The sequence below is a fragment of the Rhizobium sp. KNZ2-6A genome (assembly GCF_056755475.1).
Genome location: NZ_JBNDIC010000002.1, coordinates 213,209 through 228,873, shown reverse-complemented (window position 1 = coordinate 228,873; position 15,665 = coordinate 213,209). Strand labels below are relative to the sequence as shown.

15 protein-coding genes and 1 pseudogene are annotated in these 15,665 nt (G+C 58.0%); 10 read left to right on the top strand and 6 right to left on the bottom strand.

Going from position 1 to position 15,665, the window contains the following annotated elements:
* The first annotated feature begins 88 nt into the window (after positions 1–88).
* The 8 genes and pseudogenes from ACPYOP_RS02585 (at position 89) to ACPYOP_RS02550 (ending at position 7,104) form a co-directional block, all read left to right on the top strand.
* Positions 89–895 (top strand): transporter substrate-binding domain-containing protein, encoded by an 807-nt coding sequence (locus tag ACPYOP_RS02585; protein WP_481408821.1) that lies wholly within the window; start codon positions 89–91, stop codon positions 893–895.
* 342 nt (positions 896–1,237) lie between these two features.
* Positions 1,238–2,272: a LacI family DNA-binding transcriptional regulator gene (locus ACPYOP_RS02580; protein WP_481408820.1), complete on the top strand. Its 1,035-nt coding sequence runs from the start codon at positions 1,238–1,240 to the stop codon at positions 2,270–2,272.
* A 238-nt stretch (positions 2,273–2,510) separates the two neighbouring features.
* A pseudogene (locus ACPYOP_RS02575) lies at positions 2,511–2,684 on the top strand (sugar phosphate isomerase/epimerase); the annotation flags it as partial.
* A gap of 11 nt (positions 2,685–2,695) precedes the next feature.
* Positions 2,696–3,772 (top strand): Gfo/Idh/MocA family protein, encoded by a 1,077-nt coding sequence (locus ACPYOP_RS02570; RefSeq protein ID WP_481408819.1) that lies wholly within the window; start codon positions 2,696–2,698, stop codon positions 3,770–3,772.
* Entirely contained in the window at positions 3,772–4,590 is an 819-nt protein-coding gene (locus ACPYOP_RS02565) for a sugar phosphate isomerase/epimerase family protein (protein ID WP_481408818.1), read from the top strand. Before ACPYOP_RS02570 ends, ACPYOP_RS02565 begins: the two co-directional genes overlap by 1 nt.
* Positions 4,590–5,420 carry an alpha/beta fold hydrolase gene (locus ACPYOP_RS02560; RefSeq protein ID WP_481408817.1) on the top strand — a complete coding sequence of 277 codons (831 nt, stop codon included), beginning with the start codon at positions 4,590–4,592 and terminating at the stop codon, positions 5,418–5,420. The genes ACPYOP_RS02565 and ACPYOP_RS02560 overlap by 1 nt, the downstream gene beginning before the upstream one ends.
* Positions 5,417–6,142, top strand: coding sequence for a ribulose-phosphate 3-epimerase (locus tag ACPYOP_RS02555; RefSeq protein WP_481408816.1), 726 nt, complete (start codon positions 5,417–5,419; stop codon positions 6,140–6,142). Before ACPYOP_RS02560 ends, ACPYOP_RS02555 begins: the two co-directional genes overlap by 4 nt.
* The gene (locus tag ACPYOP_RS02550) at positions 6,139–7,104 is read left to right on the top strand and encodes an ROK family protein (protein WP_481408815.1); all 966 of its coding nucleotides are present in this window, start codon (positions 6,139–6,141) and stop codon (positions 7,102–7,104) included. Before ACPYOP_RS02555 ends, ACPYOP_RS02550 begins: the two co-directional genes overlap by 4 nt.
* 223 nt (positions 7,105–7,327) lie before the next feature.
* On the opposite strand, the gene ACPYOP_RS02545 is transcribed toward ACPYOP_RS02550, so the two are convergent.
* From ACPYOP_RS02545 to ACPYOP_RS02535, 3 genes are all read right to left on the bottom strand, one after another.
* Positions 7,328–7,552: a hypothetical protein gene (locus tag ACPYOP_RS02545; protein ID WP_481408814.1), complete on the bottom strand. Its 225-nt coding sequence runs from the start codon at positions 7,550–7,552 to the stop codon at positions 7,328–7,330.
* A 60-nt stretch (positions 7,553–7,612) separates the two neighbouring features.
* Positions 7,613–7,855 carry a 30S ribosomal protein S21 gene (gene rpsU, locus ACPYOP_RS02540; RefSeq protein ID WP_481408813.1) on the bottom strand — a complete coding sequence of 81 codons (243 nt, stop codon included), beginning with the start codon at positions 7,853–7,855 and terminating at the stop codon, positions 7,613–7,615.
* A 409-nt stretch (positions 7,856–8,264) separates the two neighbouring features.
* Entirely contained in the window at positions 8,265–8,474 is a 210-nt protein-coding gene (locus ACPYOP_RS02535) for a cold-shock protein (RefSeq protein ID WP_481408812.1), read from the bottom strand.
* Between the two features lie 341 nt (positions 8,475–8,815).
* Between ACPYOP_RS02535 and ACPYOP_RS02530 the strand changes: the two genes are divergently transcribed.
* Complete coding sequence (locus ACPYOP_RS02530) at positions 8,816–9,796, top strand: L,D-transpeptidase family protein (RefSeq protein ID WP_481408811.1); 981 nt, start codon at positions 8,816–8,818, stop codon at positions 9,794–9,796.
* Positions 9,797–10,185: 389 nt separating this feature from the next.
* On the top strand, positions 10,186–11,193 hold the full coding sequence (locus tag ACPYOP_RS02525; protein WP_481408810.1) for a hypothetical protein: 1,008 nt from the start codon (positions 10,186–10,188) through the stop codon (positions 11,191–11,193).
* A 482-nt stretch (positions 11,194–11,675) separates the two neighbouring features.
* Here the strand turns inward: ACPYOP_RS02525 and repC are convergent, their stop codons facing one another.
* The 3 genes from repC to repA form a co-directional block, all read right to left on the bottom strand.
* Complete coding sequence (gene repC, locus ACPYOP_RS02520; RefSeq protein WP_481408809.1) at positions 11,676–12,977, bottom strand: plasmid replication protein RepC; 1,302 nt, start codon at positions 12,975–12,977, stop codon at positions 11,676–11,678.
* A 155-nt stretch (positions 12,978–13,132) separates the two neighbouring features.
* Complete coding sequence (gene repB / locus ACPYOP_RS02515) at positions 13,133–14,134, bottom strand: plasmid partitioning protein RepB (protein ID WP_481408808.1); 1,002 nt, start codon at positions 14,132–14,134, stop codon at positions 13,133–13,135.
* A gap of 4 nt (positions 14,135–14,138) precedes the next feature.
* On the bottom strand, positions 14,139–15,332 hold the full coding sequence (gene repA / locus ACPYOP_RS02510) for a plasmid partitioning protein RepA (protein WP_481408807.1): 1,194 nt from the start codon (positions 15,330–15,332) through the stop codon (positions 14,139–14,141).
* Positions 15,333–15,665 lie beyond the last annotated feature (333 nt).

The window sequence follows — 15,665 nt, the reverse complement described above, 5'->3', positions numbered from 1 at the left end:
ATCAGGTCTAACAAAGAACCGTTCACGTAGAATTAAAAACAACTGCGTATTATGTGCGCGATCAACCACTTATTGAGGACCTTCTACTATGTCGCGCCTATCGGTTAAGACTATATTGCGTAGAACGTTATTGGCGGGCGGCGTAGGTCTCGTCCTGACCGCAACACTGCCTTTTCAAGTGGCTGCACAAGAGCGCACGCCGATGCGAATTGCCGTCGAAGGCGCGTTTCCACCTTTTAACTACCTCGATGCCAATAATAAGCTTCAAGGCTTTGACATCGATATTGCCAACACCGTCTGCGAGATTGGTAAGTTCGAATGCCAATTCATCATCGAGAAGTGGGATGATATGATCCCCGATCTCATCGCCGGGAAATACGACGCCATTATCTCATCGATGTCGATGAGCGCCGAGCGGCGCCAGAAGGTTGCCTTCACCGAAAGATACTACAACAGCCCGACGGTATTCATCGTGCGAAAAGATTCGCCGATCAAAGACGTGAGCCCCGCCGCCCTTGGCGGCAAGAACCTTGGTGTAACCTCGTCAACAGCCCAGGAATCCTTTGCCAACCACCTTTATCCGCAAACGCGCAAGACGGTCTTTCGGTCCTCACCCGAATTGTACAAGGGGCTGTCGGATGGAAGCGTTGACGTTATTTTGGAAGATAAACTCGCCATCTACGACTGGATTGCGAACACGAAGGCGGGAAGCTGCTGCGAGTTCAGGGGACCTGATCTGGTTGACGTCACATATTTCGGCGACGGTTCTGGGATCGCGGTGCGGTTGGATGATAGCGAGCGGCTTGCACGCTTGAATGCGGCGCTGAAGTCCATCAAGGCGGACGGGACCTATGACATGATCAACGCCAAATACTTTCCCTTCAGCATTCAGTAGTATCGCACGCGAATTGTGATATCGGCGTCGACTACCGGTCAAAGCCGATGTGCCCTATGTGCGCGATCTTTCCTCGTTTGGCTTGACACGGTAATTAATAAATTTCCGCGTGCCATTTTTTATCATGACATGAAAGCGAAAAGAAATTGCCTGGAATTTGCGTCTCCGGTTGCGCGTCTTTCCCTGGAGACGCATAACGATCACAAGAGCAATTCCAGGAAAAGTGCGCAGCGGTTTTCCTGGAATTGCTCGATAACAAAAAGATGGAGCGGTTCAGAGATTCCATGGAAAAGCTGAACCGCTCTGCTGGATCGAGATGATTGGAAAAGCGGCCGGCTCTTGATGGAAAAAATGACGCATAGGACAATGGAGGACTTCGCGAAGTCCTGCGGCGTCTCTCGCCCGACCCTTTCCAAGTATTTTGATGATCCGACCAGTGTGAAACCGACGACGCGCGCGCTGATCGAGGCGGCACTTCGCTCATCGGATTACCAGCCGAATCTTTATGCGCGGAACCTCAATCGGAAGAGGACCCGCAATGTCGGCATCCTGGTTCCTGCCCTCACCGATCCCTTTTATGCCGAGATGGTCAATCGGCTGGAATTGCGGCTACGCAACGAGGGCTATTGGCCGATCGTGTTCTCGTCGCATGGATTGCCGGAACTGGAAGCCGAAGCGGTCAACACAATGTTGTCATTGAAGGTAGCCGGGGCGCTTGTCGCGCCGCTGGGACGGAAATCCGATCCGCGTACCTTTGAAAAACTCGCGCAGAACCTGCCCATCGTTTACTTCGATAGTTATATCGAAGGGAATACGCCGTTCATCGGCAACAACAACTACCAGAGCGTGGCGACGATCGTGGAATATCTCTGCCGATCCGGGGAAGCGCCGGCCTATTTCGATATTCCGCATGTCAATCATAACTCACCGGAGAGGCTGGCAAGCTATATCGCCACGATGGAAGCCGCGGGCTTGGAGCCGCTGGTGATCGAGACCGACGCCGCCTACACATGGGAGTTCGAGCGCATCGGATACGAGCAGATGGACAGCCTGCTCCAGGCAAAAGCTCTGCCACGCAAAACCATCCTGTGTGCCAATGACCGTCTCGCCTTCGGCGTTATGTCGGCCGCCTTCGGGCACCGGCTGAAGGTCGGGCGAAAAAAGGGTGACGATCTGCGTGTCGCTGCCCATGACGACCATCCCCTGAGCCGCTACACCTGCCCACCGCTGACGACGATGGCACAGGATTTCGCCGCGATGACCGCAAACAGTGTCAATGCGTTGCTGACGCTGCTGGGCGACATGGATGAGCCGGTTCAGTCGATCACACACAAGGTCACCCTGGATGGGACATTGGTCATGCGGCAATCGGCTTGAAATGGAGCCGGCGACCCGTCTAGTTCGCATGTCCCCCGAAGGAATGCCAAGCCGCCACGGCTCCTGACGCACCTTATGGGCTCGCCGCGCCTCGACGCAATCCGAACCATGGCTCACGGTTGAGTTAAAGCATCTTATTTCTTGACGCGCGATAAATTTTTATGAAACATGTGCGAATTCTGGCGCGGAAGTATGGAGGATGCCAGTCTTTCCTGGGAGGGAAATCATGAGCGACCGATGGGCGATGCTCGGCAGGGGCATTCTCGATATGCCAGCCGTGATCGACCTCGTCTCCGCCGCCCCACGCTTCAACGGCTGGCTGGTGCTGGAAGAGGAATCCGAGACAGCGGCGGCCGATCCCGCCGCAGCGCTCAAGGCTAACCGCGCGAGGATGCGCGCCTACGGGGCATGAGGAAGCAGACCATGATCAAGAAGGAAAATCGCCGTCTTCGCGTCGGGGTGCTCGGATGCGGACCGATCGCGCAGTTCGCGCATCTGGAATCCTGCGTGAAGGCGGGGAATGCCGATCTCTACGCGATCTGCGACGCCGCCCCCGATCTGCTGGCGCGCATGGGCGCGACCTACGAGCCGCATAAGATGTTCAGCGACTATGACGCCATGCTGGCTGACCCCGAACTGGAGGCCGTGATCGTCGCGACGTCCGACGCCTATCATGTGCCCATGTCGATCAAGGCGCTCGAGGCCGGCAAGCATGTGCTCTGCGAAAAGCCGATCGGCGTGTCCGTCGAGGAGGGACAGCAGCTTGCCGATGCCGTCAAGCGCTCCGGCAAGATCCTGCAGGTCGGGCATATGAAGCGCTTCGATCCGGCGCTTGAAGCAGCGCGCGATTTCGTGCGCGACGATATAGGCCAGATCTTCGCGATGAAGGCGTGGTATTGCGACTCCACCCACCGCTATACCAATACCGATGCCGTGCAACCGCTTCCGGTCACCAGCAAGCTTGCGCGCAAACCATCAGGCAATCCCAAGGCCGACCTAAAGCAATATTTCATGCTGGCGCATGGCTCGCATCTGGTCGACACCGCCCGCTTCTTCTGCGGTGAGATCGTCGCGGTTCGCGCCCGCTTATTGGAACGTGCCGGCGCCTATTGCTGGTTTGTGGAAACCGAATTTGCCAATGGTGCCCTCGGCCATCTCGACCTGACGGTGGCTGTCCGCATGGATTGGCACGAAGGCTTCCAACTCTATGGCGAGAACGGCTCCGTGCTCGCGAAGACCTTCAATCCCTGGTATTTCCGCGCAAGCGAGGTCGAGATCTTCCACGAGAAGGATGCAACCAGCCGAAAGCCACTCGGCGCCGACGGTCATTTCTTCCGCCGCCAGCTTGAAGGGCTGGCCGACACGGTTCTAAACGGCGCTCCCATGCGCGGCGCCGATGTCGAGGACGGCATCGCTTCCATCCGCGCAATGGTCGCAATCGCTCGGTCGGTGGAGACTGGTCAGCGCGTCGAGCTGGCATCCGTGTCGGGAGCGGTTTGATGCAGCTCGGAATCTTTGCGAAAACCTTTTCGGGAACCGATCCGTTGAGCGTGCTGTCGGCGGTGCGCGACAGCGGCTATGCCATCACCCAATTCAACCTCGCCTGCTGCGGGTTGCCATCCATGCCCGACTCGGTACCGGACGCCGTTACGGCCGCGATCCGCAAAGCGGCGGAGGCGACTGAAGTGTCTCTGGTCGCACTATCCGGAACCTACAATATGGCCCATCCCGATATGACAGTGCGGCAAACGGGGCTGCGCCAGCTCGCCGTGGTGATCGAGACCGCGGCGGCACTCTCCATTCCGCTCGTCACGCTTTGCACGGGCACGCGAGACGCCAACGACCAATGGGCCTATCATCCCGGCAATGCCGACTCTTCTGCCTGGGCCGACATGGCGACGGAAATGTCGAAGGCCTTGGTGCTGGCGGAAAAGCATGGGGTCGATCTCGGTATCGAACCTGAACAGGCCAACATCGTCACCTCGGCTATAGATGCCAAGCGGCTGATCGCCGAGATGGGGTCGGCGCGACTGCGCATCGTCCTGGATCCGGCCAATCTTTTCGAAAAGGCAACACCATTCGAGGCGCAGGCTGTTGTCGAACGGGCAGTCGAGACCGCGGCCGGGCACATCGCAATGGCGCACGCCAAAGATCGTTATGCCGACGGACGGTTTGCGACCGCCGGTCGGGGTGTCGTCGATTTCCCCGATTTCATCGCCCGGCTGAGATCGACCGGCTTCGATGGCGCGCTTGTCACCCATGGCCTATCGGCAACGGAGGCCCCTGAGGTTGCCCGCTTTCTGCAGGAGCTGATTTAGTGGACGCAACGGCATTTCATGCGCGCGACGATGCAAATCTCGCCGTCTTCGACAGTGGACAGGGATTACCGGTGCTCTTTCAGCATGGCTTGGGCGGCGACGAGGCTCAAGTTGCGCAGACTTTCCCCGAGATAGGAGAAACGCGGCGGATCACGGTTGAATGCCGTGGACATGGAATGTCGTCGCTCGGCAGTGCGCGACCCTTTTCCATCAAGATGTTTGCCGAGGATATCATGGCTGCCGCCGCCGAACGCGGGCTCGAACGTCCCGTCGTCGGAGGCATTTCGATGGGCGCTGCCCTTGCCCTGCATCTCGCCCATCATCATCCGAGCCGCGTCACCGCGCTCATTCTCGTACGCCCCGCCTGGACTTTCGAAGCGGCACCGGACAACCTGGCGCCGATCCGGGAGATAGCAGCCTTGATCCGATCGCATCCGATCGAGAAGGCCCGCGATCTATTTGCCGGTTCCGAGATCGGCCGGGACATTCAGGTGAACGCCCCCGACAATTTCGCTTCCCTGCTCGGCTATTTCGACCGGCCGGACGCCATTGCTTTCGCATCGGTGCTGGCCGACATCGCCGCTGACGGGCCTAATGTATCGCAGGCCGCAGCCGCCGCCCTTGCCGTCCCCACACTCGTCATCGGCAACCGGCAGGACGCGATCCATCCGCTCGCCTGCGCGCAGACACTCGCCAGCATCATGCCGGGCGCAGAATTCGTCGAAGTCACCCCCAAGGCAAGCGACAAGCAGCGGCATTTTGCCGAAGTCCAGGCCGCGATCGCGCATTTCCTTGCATCCAAAACAATCCGGAGCCTCGTTCCATCATGACGTCCAAACCCCTTTCCGGCCGGGCTGCCATTGCAGCTCTTCCCCGCAACCGGCTTCTGGGCGAATTCTCGCTCTGGTCGGCCGATCTTGCCAATATGGAGACCGACCTCAAGCGCATAGAACCCTATGTCGACCTGCATCACATCGACGTCGCCGATGCCCGCTTTACGCCGGGATTCCTGTTCTTTCCGGATTTTGTCGCGCGCATCGCCAAGTCCACGGCAAAGCCCATCCATGTCCATCTCATGGTCGAGGCAGAAATCGTCGAGGAGCAGACGCGCCAATTCATAGAGGCGGGCGCCGATCTGATCAGCGTCCATGCCGAAAACGGCGCTGCCGGCTTGCGCGCCATTGCGCTTGCCAAGAAGCTGGGGGCTGAAGCCGGCGTGGTGCTGCGGCTCGAAACGCCCGTTTCGGCGATCGAGCCTTTCATCGATCATGTCGCATTCGTGACGCTGCTTGGCACCTCGATCGGCGTCAAGGGACAAAGCCTTTCCGAAAAAGCATGCGACCGGCTGATCGAGGCGCGTTCGCTCCTCAAAAAGGCAGGCCGCGAGGATCAGATCATACTCGCCGCCGATGGCGGCATTCGCGAGCAGACCGTGCCGCTTCTGCGCGCGGCCGGCGCGCAGACGGTCGTTCTCGGATCGCTGGCATTCGGCGACAAGAACCTCGGCGACCGGATCGCCTGGCTGCATGGATTGGAGAGCCGTATTTCGTGAAAAAGGTCGCTCTTGCATTCGATCTCGGGGGAACGGAGCTGCGGGCCGCACTTGTCGATGACGAGGGATGCCTTCTGTCGTTTTCGGCGGTGTCGACGCATGCGGTCGGAGGGCCTGCGGCCGTCATCCAGCAGATCGAGCTTCTGGCAGCCACGGTGCTGGCGCAAACGCCTGATCTTTCCCCGGTCGGGATCGGCATCGGCGCACCTGGCCCGCTCGATCCGGAAGCCGGTATCGTCATTGCGGCGCCGACCCTGGTCGGATGGCACGAGGTTCCTCTGGCGGACATTCTCTCCAGCCGCTTCCAGCTGCCGGTACGGCTCGAAAACGATGCGAACGCGGCTGCCCTCGGCGAATGGCGATACGGTGCCGGTCGCGGTGCAGGGTCGATGGTGTTCGTCACCGTATCGACGGGTATCGGCGGCGGCGTGATTGCCGATGGCCGGATTCTGCATGGCAGACGCGGTCTGGCCGCGGAGATCGGCCATATGACGATCACCAATGAAGGTGAGCGCTGTTTTTGTGGCGCAATCGGCTGCTTTGAAGCCGTCGCCTCGGGAACGGCACTTGGCAGACGGGCGACCGCGCGCACCCGCCCGTCCGACGGCTCGATGCTGCGGACGCTGTCGAACAACGACGACGTCAGCGGGCGGCATGTCGTCGAGGCCTCGCGAAAAGGCGACGCGGCGGCCCTGGAATTGCTTGATATCGAGGCGCGGTGGCTGGGGATCGGTTTCACCAACCTACTCCACCTCTATTCCCCTGACGTGCTCGTCATGGGCGGAGGAATTTCGCATGGCTTCGACCTTCTGCATGATCAGATGGTGGCCATGGTGCGCGAGCGCGCCATGCCGGCCTATCGCGAGGTGCCGATTGTTGCCGCACAGCTTGGACGACATGCCGGTCTGATCGGCGCTGCCAGTCTGATCTTTGGCAGCGACGGCGATCGCAGAATACCTTGATATGCAATGACAGCTCGTTGATATGATGCTTCGAACAAGTCGAAGCGCGCCATCGATGATCTGTTCGAAGCGTTAGCACAGGAGGTCGATCTTGACTGGGTCTCGATCGATTCCGCCTCCGTCGGTGCCCAGCCCAAAAGCGCGGATCTCACTTTCGGAACTCCGTCGACGCTTTGCCGCTTGCGATCCTCATAGTGGTCGTCAAAGGCAGCGCTCATGGCTCCTACGCCTTGCGGCCTCTTGCAGAACTCGATCTGGGGCGACCGGTCTTTTCCGGCGCCTCCACCACAGTCTGGGCTAGACGAAGCGCACGAAGTCTCTCCGTCTTCTTGTCCCTGACGGCAGCTTCAGCGTCCAGGATGTTCCGCGCGTTGGCATCGGTCTGCGCCAACTTCGTTTCGGCCGTGGTCTTACCCGATTTGAAAAACTGGTCTTTTGTGGCAGTCATGGTTTATCTCCCGAGTGAAGGGTCCACTGCGTGCGCAGGGAGTTACCAAGAGCGGGACGCTCAGCGCGCACTTCCAATTGTCTTCTTTTTGGACGCAGGAAGAAGGCCCTCTCGCTGTGCCTGTTTGCGGGCCAGCTTGCGGCTCCGGCGGATGGCATCGGCTTTCTCTCTCGCGCGTTTCTCAGAGGGTTTCTCATAAGCGCTGCGAGCCTTCATTTCTCGAAATAGGCCTTCCCGCTGCATTTTCTTCTTTAAGACACGAAGTGCCTGGTCGACGTTGTTGTCTCTTACATCTACTAGCAAGATTGCTCCTTCGGTTAGCGTTTTCTGATGCAGATTGCGCTCGAATTGACCCAGCTGGAGAGCTTCCCCTCTGGCATGGAACGCGTTTCCTGTGTCGGTGACGCCGATGCCGCAACGTCAATGTCAACCTGGAGTATGCGGCGTTCGAAAGTCTCGGCTTCGAACTGAACACGATATTGTGCAGTGCCCTGGGCCTCGGGCAGACATGAGAGAATTCGACCGCGTCCCGAAGGACCGGAACTTCCGAGAACGCCAGTCTTCAATAGGATTGTGTCGCCGATCCGATAATGCCACCTTTGCATATCGTTCTCCTTTGGGCAAAATAAAAGGCCGGGCATTACCCCGACCTCTCAGCACCATTTACCTTCGCTGCCAGTACATCCGTGGTCAGCGCTAGCGAATGACAAATTCAAGCAGCCTGAAGATTATCGGCCGAACTCTTGCCGGACTTGCGATCCTGCACAATATCGTAACGGATTTTCTGACCGTCACTGAGCGAGCGCATACCAGCGCGCTCAACGGCCGACACATGAACGAAGACGTCCGTGCTGCCATTGTCGGGTTGAATGAAGCCGAAGCCCTTCGTGGCATTAAACCACTTAACTGTACCAGTATTCATAACGATTTCCTTTCGAAGCAATCGTTGTTGCTCCCGCGATACCTTGCGGGATTAGATCGATTATTTGAGAGGGAATCCGAGGAAGAACGCGAAGGCTCTCGAGCGACGTCACAAGCAATGGTCGATGAAGCCAATATAGGCTCTATTTCTGATTTTGCAATGGATGTTCAGCAGTAAACAGATGGAGATGTTTCCCAGTCACGGAACTCCATCGCCGGACGAGCGGAAAGCAGCTCGCGAAAACCGGCGGCATGACCTCGACGCGCCCCTCGTCGAAATCAGCTTTTCAGATCCATCTTTAAGCCGACGGAACAACTTGCGCGGATGATGATTTTCAAGTCATGATCAATACGCTGCGCTGTCTTGCGATCTCTATCGCTTTGATATTCTCAGGCCCGGCTGTCGCCGCTCCCATAGCCGCTCAGGATGTCAATGGCGCTGCGGTGGCGTCCATACAAACGGAAGTGCCGGTCGAGAAGCCGAAGAAACCTGATGCGGCGATCGTCAAACTCCAGGTCCTGCTGGATCGAGCCGGCTCTTCTCCTGGGGCTATCGATGGTTACGCCGGAGAGAACCTCAGCAAAGCAATCGCGGGATTTGAAGCTTTGCAACGGCTTCCCGTCGATGGAAAGCTCGATCCAGCGGTGCTCGGGCGGCTTGAGGATCAGGCTCCCGCCATTCAGGCGTATGCCATAACAGCGGACGACGGGAAGGATCTGGTGAAGAGCATTCCCAAAGACTATGCCGAGCAAGCCAAGATGGATCGTCTCGGCTATACGAGCATCGGCGAAAAATTAGCCGAACGTTTCCATATGAACATCGCTCTCCTGAAAGCGCTCAATCCGGCAGCGTCTTTCGTCCCCGGAGAAACAATCATGGTTGCGATGCCTGGCGAGGTAAAGACCGGCGTGGTGAAGCGGATCGAGATTCACAGGAAGTTGAGCCAGGTGTTCGCTTTTGCGGAAGATGGGTCGTTATTGGCGGTTTATCCTGCCACTATCGGCAGCGAGGAATCGCCCTCCCCTTCCGGCATACACAAGGTCAAGGGTGTCGCTCGACTGCCGCCATACACCTACAATCCGAAGATCAACTTTCAGCAAGGTCACAACAAGAGGATCCTGAAGCTGCCAAGCGGGCCGAACAATCCCGTCGGCACAGTCTGGATCGATTTGACAGAACCCACTTACGGCATCCACGGAACGCCGCAGCCAGACCTCATCGGCAAAGTCGGCTCCCATGGATGCGTCCGCCTGACAAACTGGGATGTGGAAGAGCTGGCAAGGATGGTGAAGCCGGGCGTGGTCGTTGAATTTGTCGATTGACCATCGGCGGATATTGACCCTTGGGTGACAGGCTAAAGTCTACGCCCAGCATCAGCTATTATCCGCTCGATTTCGGAGAATTGCCCGATCCCAGTCCTGGAATTTTCAATGCACTCCGTCCGATACAACTCGGCCATATTTGCGCCGCGATCGGTGAAGAATGCTGACGCGGAGCGGACGAGGAAATGAAGGGCGGGCGAATAATCTTTCTGCGACGGCCGTGATTTTCCATCTCCGTTAGCTCGTCGTTCAGCAAAGCAGCGCACAATTATGATTTCTGGATCCGAGTACATGGCAGCCGGGCTTGTGTGGGCAGGCGGACTGCCAAAATCGCCGTTGCCGGCAGCGTCGCATAAAGATCCGGAATATTTGACAGGAGATTTAATTTCGTGCGGTTGAGATATGCCCTTCGAAGCGTCGCCCAGATGCTCAGCCTTTGCTCTCTTACCATCATCATCCCTTCGACATCGCAATCTCTTGCTGCTGAGCGTCAGTCAGATCTTCCGGTGTGGCTGAATGCCTATGTCGGCGAAGGCGACGGTCAGATTGCCCGACCGATTTTGCAAAGGGCACGTGCGCTCTACATGCAGAAGATAAGCGAAGGCACGATCAGGAACCCCTGCTATTTCGCGATGGATGCAACCCGCCCGAACGTTCCGGCTGACGGCAAGTCCGCGGGCCGTTTCTACATCGTCTGCGAGGCGACACAGACGTTCCGTGTGGTTTCATCGGGCCACGGCAGCGGCCGCGATCTCAAGGGCGTCGTCGACTTCGGCAACGGCCGGATGTGTGCCAAGAACTTCGGCAATGCGATGGATTCGAACCTGACGGCCGGTGGCTCCTATGTGACGGAAGAAACGAAAACGACCTTCAAGGGTTACTATCGGGTTTCCCAGACCAAGGATGCCGCTTTCCTTCGCACCTTCGTGCAGTTCGACGGCGTTGGCGAAGCCGCCAATGCACGCGCCCGGGCGATCGGCGGCCATGCGGCTGCAAAGGTCGCCGGCATCTGCATGAAGAAGGATCCGCAGAGCCCTTATGCCAATCGCGACGGATACGTTCCGCTCGGAAAGCTGGTGGAATATGCCGGCGGCCGCAGCGACGGCTGCACGAGCTGGTCGGCATCGGATGCCAATCAGATCATCTCCATGGTGAAGGACAATCCGACGACCCTCTACATCTATCCGGAATCCTCGGACATCAAGGCGGTCGCCAAGGCCGTTGCAGCCGGGCGCTCTCCCGCGCAGTCCGGATTGTATTGGAGCCAGTCCTGCCTGAAGGAGATCGGCGCTCCGAAGTTTTGGCCGAAGGAAACCCTGGAGCCGATCATCACCCAATACAAGAACGATCATCCGGCACCTCCGCCGCGGCCGATACCTATTTGCGATCAGCAATGACGTCAGCGTAACAGCAAGTGCGGAAATCTGGTACGGGATCGGAGGCCACGGGCATGGGGCTGCTCCGTCCTGTTCTGAAACGATTGGGCATGCTGACGAACAGCCTATTCCGTCGCTACAGGTGAGAAGGCCGTAGCGGTACGAAAGGCCGACATAGCTTCCGACGGCAGATTTACTTCAATGAAATCAATCTGCTAGCAAGTGATGAAATTCAGTCGAAACGATCGAATTCGCGAAAGGAGATACCCTTACTGCCAGCAGATTTCCGTGTTTTTATGCCCTTTTTGCCGGCAAATGTCCACCCTTTCCGGCTCCATACTCATGGCTGCGATGTCCTCCACCTGAGTGATCCGATACAGAGTAAATTATCGCTCGCTGCGGAGGCGTCGAGATATTCTGAACTACACGCGACGCCAGAGCTAATTCGTCGTGGTGCCAACTGAAACCGAACATCAGAGCCTCAGTGCCGTTTACGGGACATGCTAAGCGATCTTCCGCATGGCTGGGGCCATATTCGCCCGCAGAAGGCTCATGAGCATGGGACCGATGGCAAACTCTCCTTTCTCCGTGCGTCGCGTCAGATCGCGAAGATAGGCGCCGGCGGAATTGATGTGGGAGCTACGTTGAAGGATGCAGGCGATAACGGTTGCGGCATTTTCCGCGCCCATGGCGGCACAGGCCTCCCCGTAAGCTCCCGGACTAATATCGAGCATCGATTTGACGATGAGCGAAGCAGCGAGCAGATCGCGCCAGCTCTTGATCTGTCCTATCGGGCCGTAGCCGGTAATTTCCGGGCATGCTCGTAAAATGAGGTCGAGCGGGAAGGACTTCAACTCTCTTCCCGTGCTGGTCTCCGGGTGGCTGTTGTCAGGCGTAGAAGACACCGGTGCTCGAGCTTCAGAAGCTGGGGGAGTGTTGACGAGAACTGGAGTTGTCCGCGGAGCGGAGCTTCCTGGGCAGGCGTTTTCGGTGGACACGGCTTCAGATTCAATTTGGGATTCGGAGTCTGAATTCTGTATGTGCCGCTCATTTTGATAGGGATTGGCGCTTAGTTTCGTAGTTTCTGCATGCATTTCCAATCGGTTGACGATTTCATCGCGCAGGCGGCCGAGCGTCTCCAGCAGCGTTTCCAGCTGCACCATATTGGGCGAACGCGGAAGGTCATCGATGAGCGCGCGAAAGCCCGAATGAACGGCTTCCCAGGGACCCTCAATATTCTCGGCAATGGCGGTTTCGATGAGTTTGGCGATATCACGCCGGTGGAGGCTGATGCGTTCCCGCAGGCCCTGCATCCGCAATCGTTCGGCAACGACCTCGGCCGCGAGATGCTCGATTTCGTCGGCGCGGGATAAAAGAGGCGCCAGGGAGAAGCCATAGGCTTCATTGAGGGCCCCTGCCCTGCTCCGACGAGCATAGCGCTTGCCGTTGGGGCTATCCCTGCGGATAAGCAGCCCGGCGGCGATCAGCACGGCGAGGTGGCGGCGGATTGTCTGTTCCGCCATGCCATGGGCGCGCAGCGATAATTGTGCGTTCGAGGGAAATACGATCAGGTTGGCATCATCCGAGAGTTCATTCTTCGGATAGAAGCTCAAGAGCGCATTCAGTACGGCCAGCGCTCGATCCGTTACGCCCAACATAGGCTTGGCTTCGCAGAGCGCACGATAAATCTTCCATTTGTCGACGGACCTGATGGACTTCCCATGATCGGCTCTTCTTTGAGCTATCAACATGGCAAGCGTCATCGGCCGCCGCCCAAAAGGCGTCGTCACATGTTCGGCTTCCATTTTCTTTCACCTACGTTGTGGCAAAAGAAATCTGCTCACCAAAACGATGCCAAAGACTCTTGACTGTGATTCGGGGAAATGCGATTCTCGATTTGCTTAAGATCAGAGAAGGGCTTCCACGACGGCGTCGTTTGGGGGCCTTTTTCTTTTGCGGGTTACGTATCCTTTCCTTCCTGAAACTCGTTGAAGAGAGATTGCAGTCTCTCCTGTACGAACTGATCGAAACCGGGCGCGACCTTGCTGTCGAAAACAAAGGTTGCGCGCGCCGGCGTTCGCTTAAACGTCACCGGAACACCGGCGATCGATGATGGCGTAACCGCCGCCTTGGTGGATGTGGGCTTGCCGATTGCAAGAACCATTGCCTGCTGGAAACGCTCGTCACTGGACAGCAGGCGATAGTTGTCCGCGGACAACTCCGTGACGATCGGTTCCGAGGCGACGCTCTCGAGACGTTCTCCCAGCTCCAGCCAGCGCCTGCGGCCGATGTCGGGGGCAGGGCCGATCGCGCTGATGAGAGCGAGAGGCACCTGTCTGGTAACGATGAGCATCTTCGAAAGAGCCGCCTTGTCTACGCCGAGTGCGGCCATGATGACATCACGACCGAAGCCGCGCTGCTCGAGGCGCAAGGCGAACAGCGCGCGCTCGATATAGGATAGGTTCGTGCGGGCACTATTCTCCTGGCCTTGGCTGACCACCAGCTGATCGTCGGTGAGCTGACGCACGACGGCGCGCACCTTGATGCCGAGCTCTTTCGTCGCCGCCAGTCGACGATGGCCGTAGGCGACCTGAAAACGCCCGCGGGATTCCGGGTGCGGACGCACGAGGATCGGCACTTGCTGGCCGTGTTCGCGTATCTGCTCGACAAGCTGAGCAAGCTCGATCGGATCTATTTCGAGGCGATCGGTAACGAACGATCCGTCGACAAGCTCGGGATCGATATCGACGACCGTCTGACCTTCCGCCAGCTGCCGCTCGAGGTCGCTGGCTCGTTCCATCTTCTCGGTGATATTTCCGAGCGTCCTGGTGATGCCGCCCACCGGAGCGGAGCCTCTTGCCTGCGGCAGGAAGCCGGCGATCGGGCGATTATCCTTCGCGACCGGTGTCTCCGGGCGGCTTGTATTCGGCGCTGAGATTTCAAGAAGGTTTTTGCGCGCCATCTATCTATTTCCTTCCCCAGGTTAGGCGGATATGCGTCTCGATCTCGCTGTTGACAAGATTGAGCGAATCCAGAGCGCGGTCATAGGTGCCCCTGGTGAACTGGGCACGCTCGACTTCATAGAGGGTCTGCTTGGTGACGCCGGCATCGGCAACGGCCGTCGACTTGACCATCGCGTTGTGGAGCATGCGGTTGCCGAAGATCGCCTTCATGAAACCGGTCATCTGGCTCTGCGGTCCGTCGTTTGGCTCGAAGCGCGTGACGAGGTAACGCATCCAGTCATAACTGGTGCGTCCCCCTGCTCTCTCGACAACGGACATGAGTTCGCTGGTCATCGTCAGAAACTGCGACATGGACATCACGTCGAGCATCTGCGGATGAACCGTAATGAGGATCGATGTCGCGGCGCAGAGCGCCGACATCGTCAGAAAGCCGAGTTGCGGCGGGCAATCGATGACGACCACATCGTAGAAACTTTCGATCTCGGTCAGGACTTCGCCGATGCGGGCAAAGAACATCGTCTCGGCCCTGCCGGCCGCCATCGCGCGCGGCGTCTCGTGCTCGAATTCCATGAGCTCGAGATTTCCGGGGATCAGATGCAGATTTGGCGTATAGGTCGAGCGAACGATATCGGTAATCGGGCGAGGGCCTTCATAACGGATCGCGCCATAGAGGGTTTCGTTTTCACCGACGTCGATCTCGGGCTGGTGCCCGAACAATGCGGATAGGGACGCTTGCGGGTCGAGATCGATGGCAAGTACGCGGTAGCCCCTCAACGCCAGATATTGCGCGAGATGGGCTGCGGTGGTCGTCTTGCCGGAACCGCCCTTGAAATTCATCACCGAGATAATCTGCAGCTTTTCGGCGCCTCGGCGCCAGGGCACATATTTCGGCGTCCCGTTTCGTTCGTCGAGAACCCTGCGGATCCGATCCATGTCTTCGGCCGTATAGAGCCGCCGCCCATTGGCAAGCGGATCTGGCCCATGGCCTTCGGCTGCGATCTGGCGGAGGTAACCTTCCCCGATGCCGATAAATGCGGCGGCTTCGGCCGGCGAAAACATCCGCATAGTTTTCTGTGACTGAGGCGGAAAGAGCTTTGCCTGATGTTGCTGGAGCTGGTAAGACAGCTCTTGCGCATCTGTTGCCAGAAGCGTTGGTAGATGCTCTTGATCGTCTTGGAGCACGAGACTCGGCTGCATGGTTGTTTTCCCAATTAACTGCGCAATTGTGACGGAATGCCGCTGAACTACGCAGTTATAATATGCTCCGATTCGTGGCCGTTTTACAAATGCTTAAACAAAAGGCAGTTTTTGGCTGCTTTTTGCGCATTCGCAGAACGTCTTTCAGTTTGAGCGGCCATATTTTCCCCATCGATACTCTTGCTGCGCGCACCGTTGACGACGTGTTCGGAGGCGGGCGCCGAGCAGCCTTCTGCGGAAGTAGTCCGCGGACTACTTCCGCCATTCACTCTATGATGCCGCGATGGCAGGTGGGGATGAGAAGAAGGGAGCGCTGCACTCTAAGGATCCGTA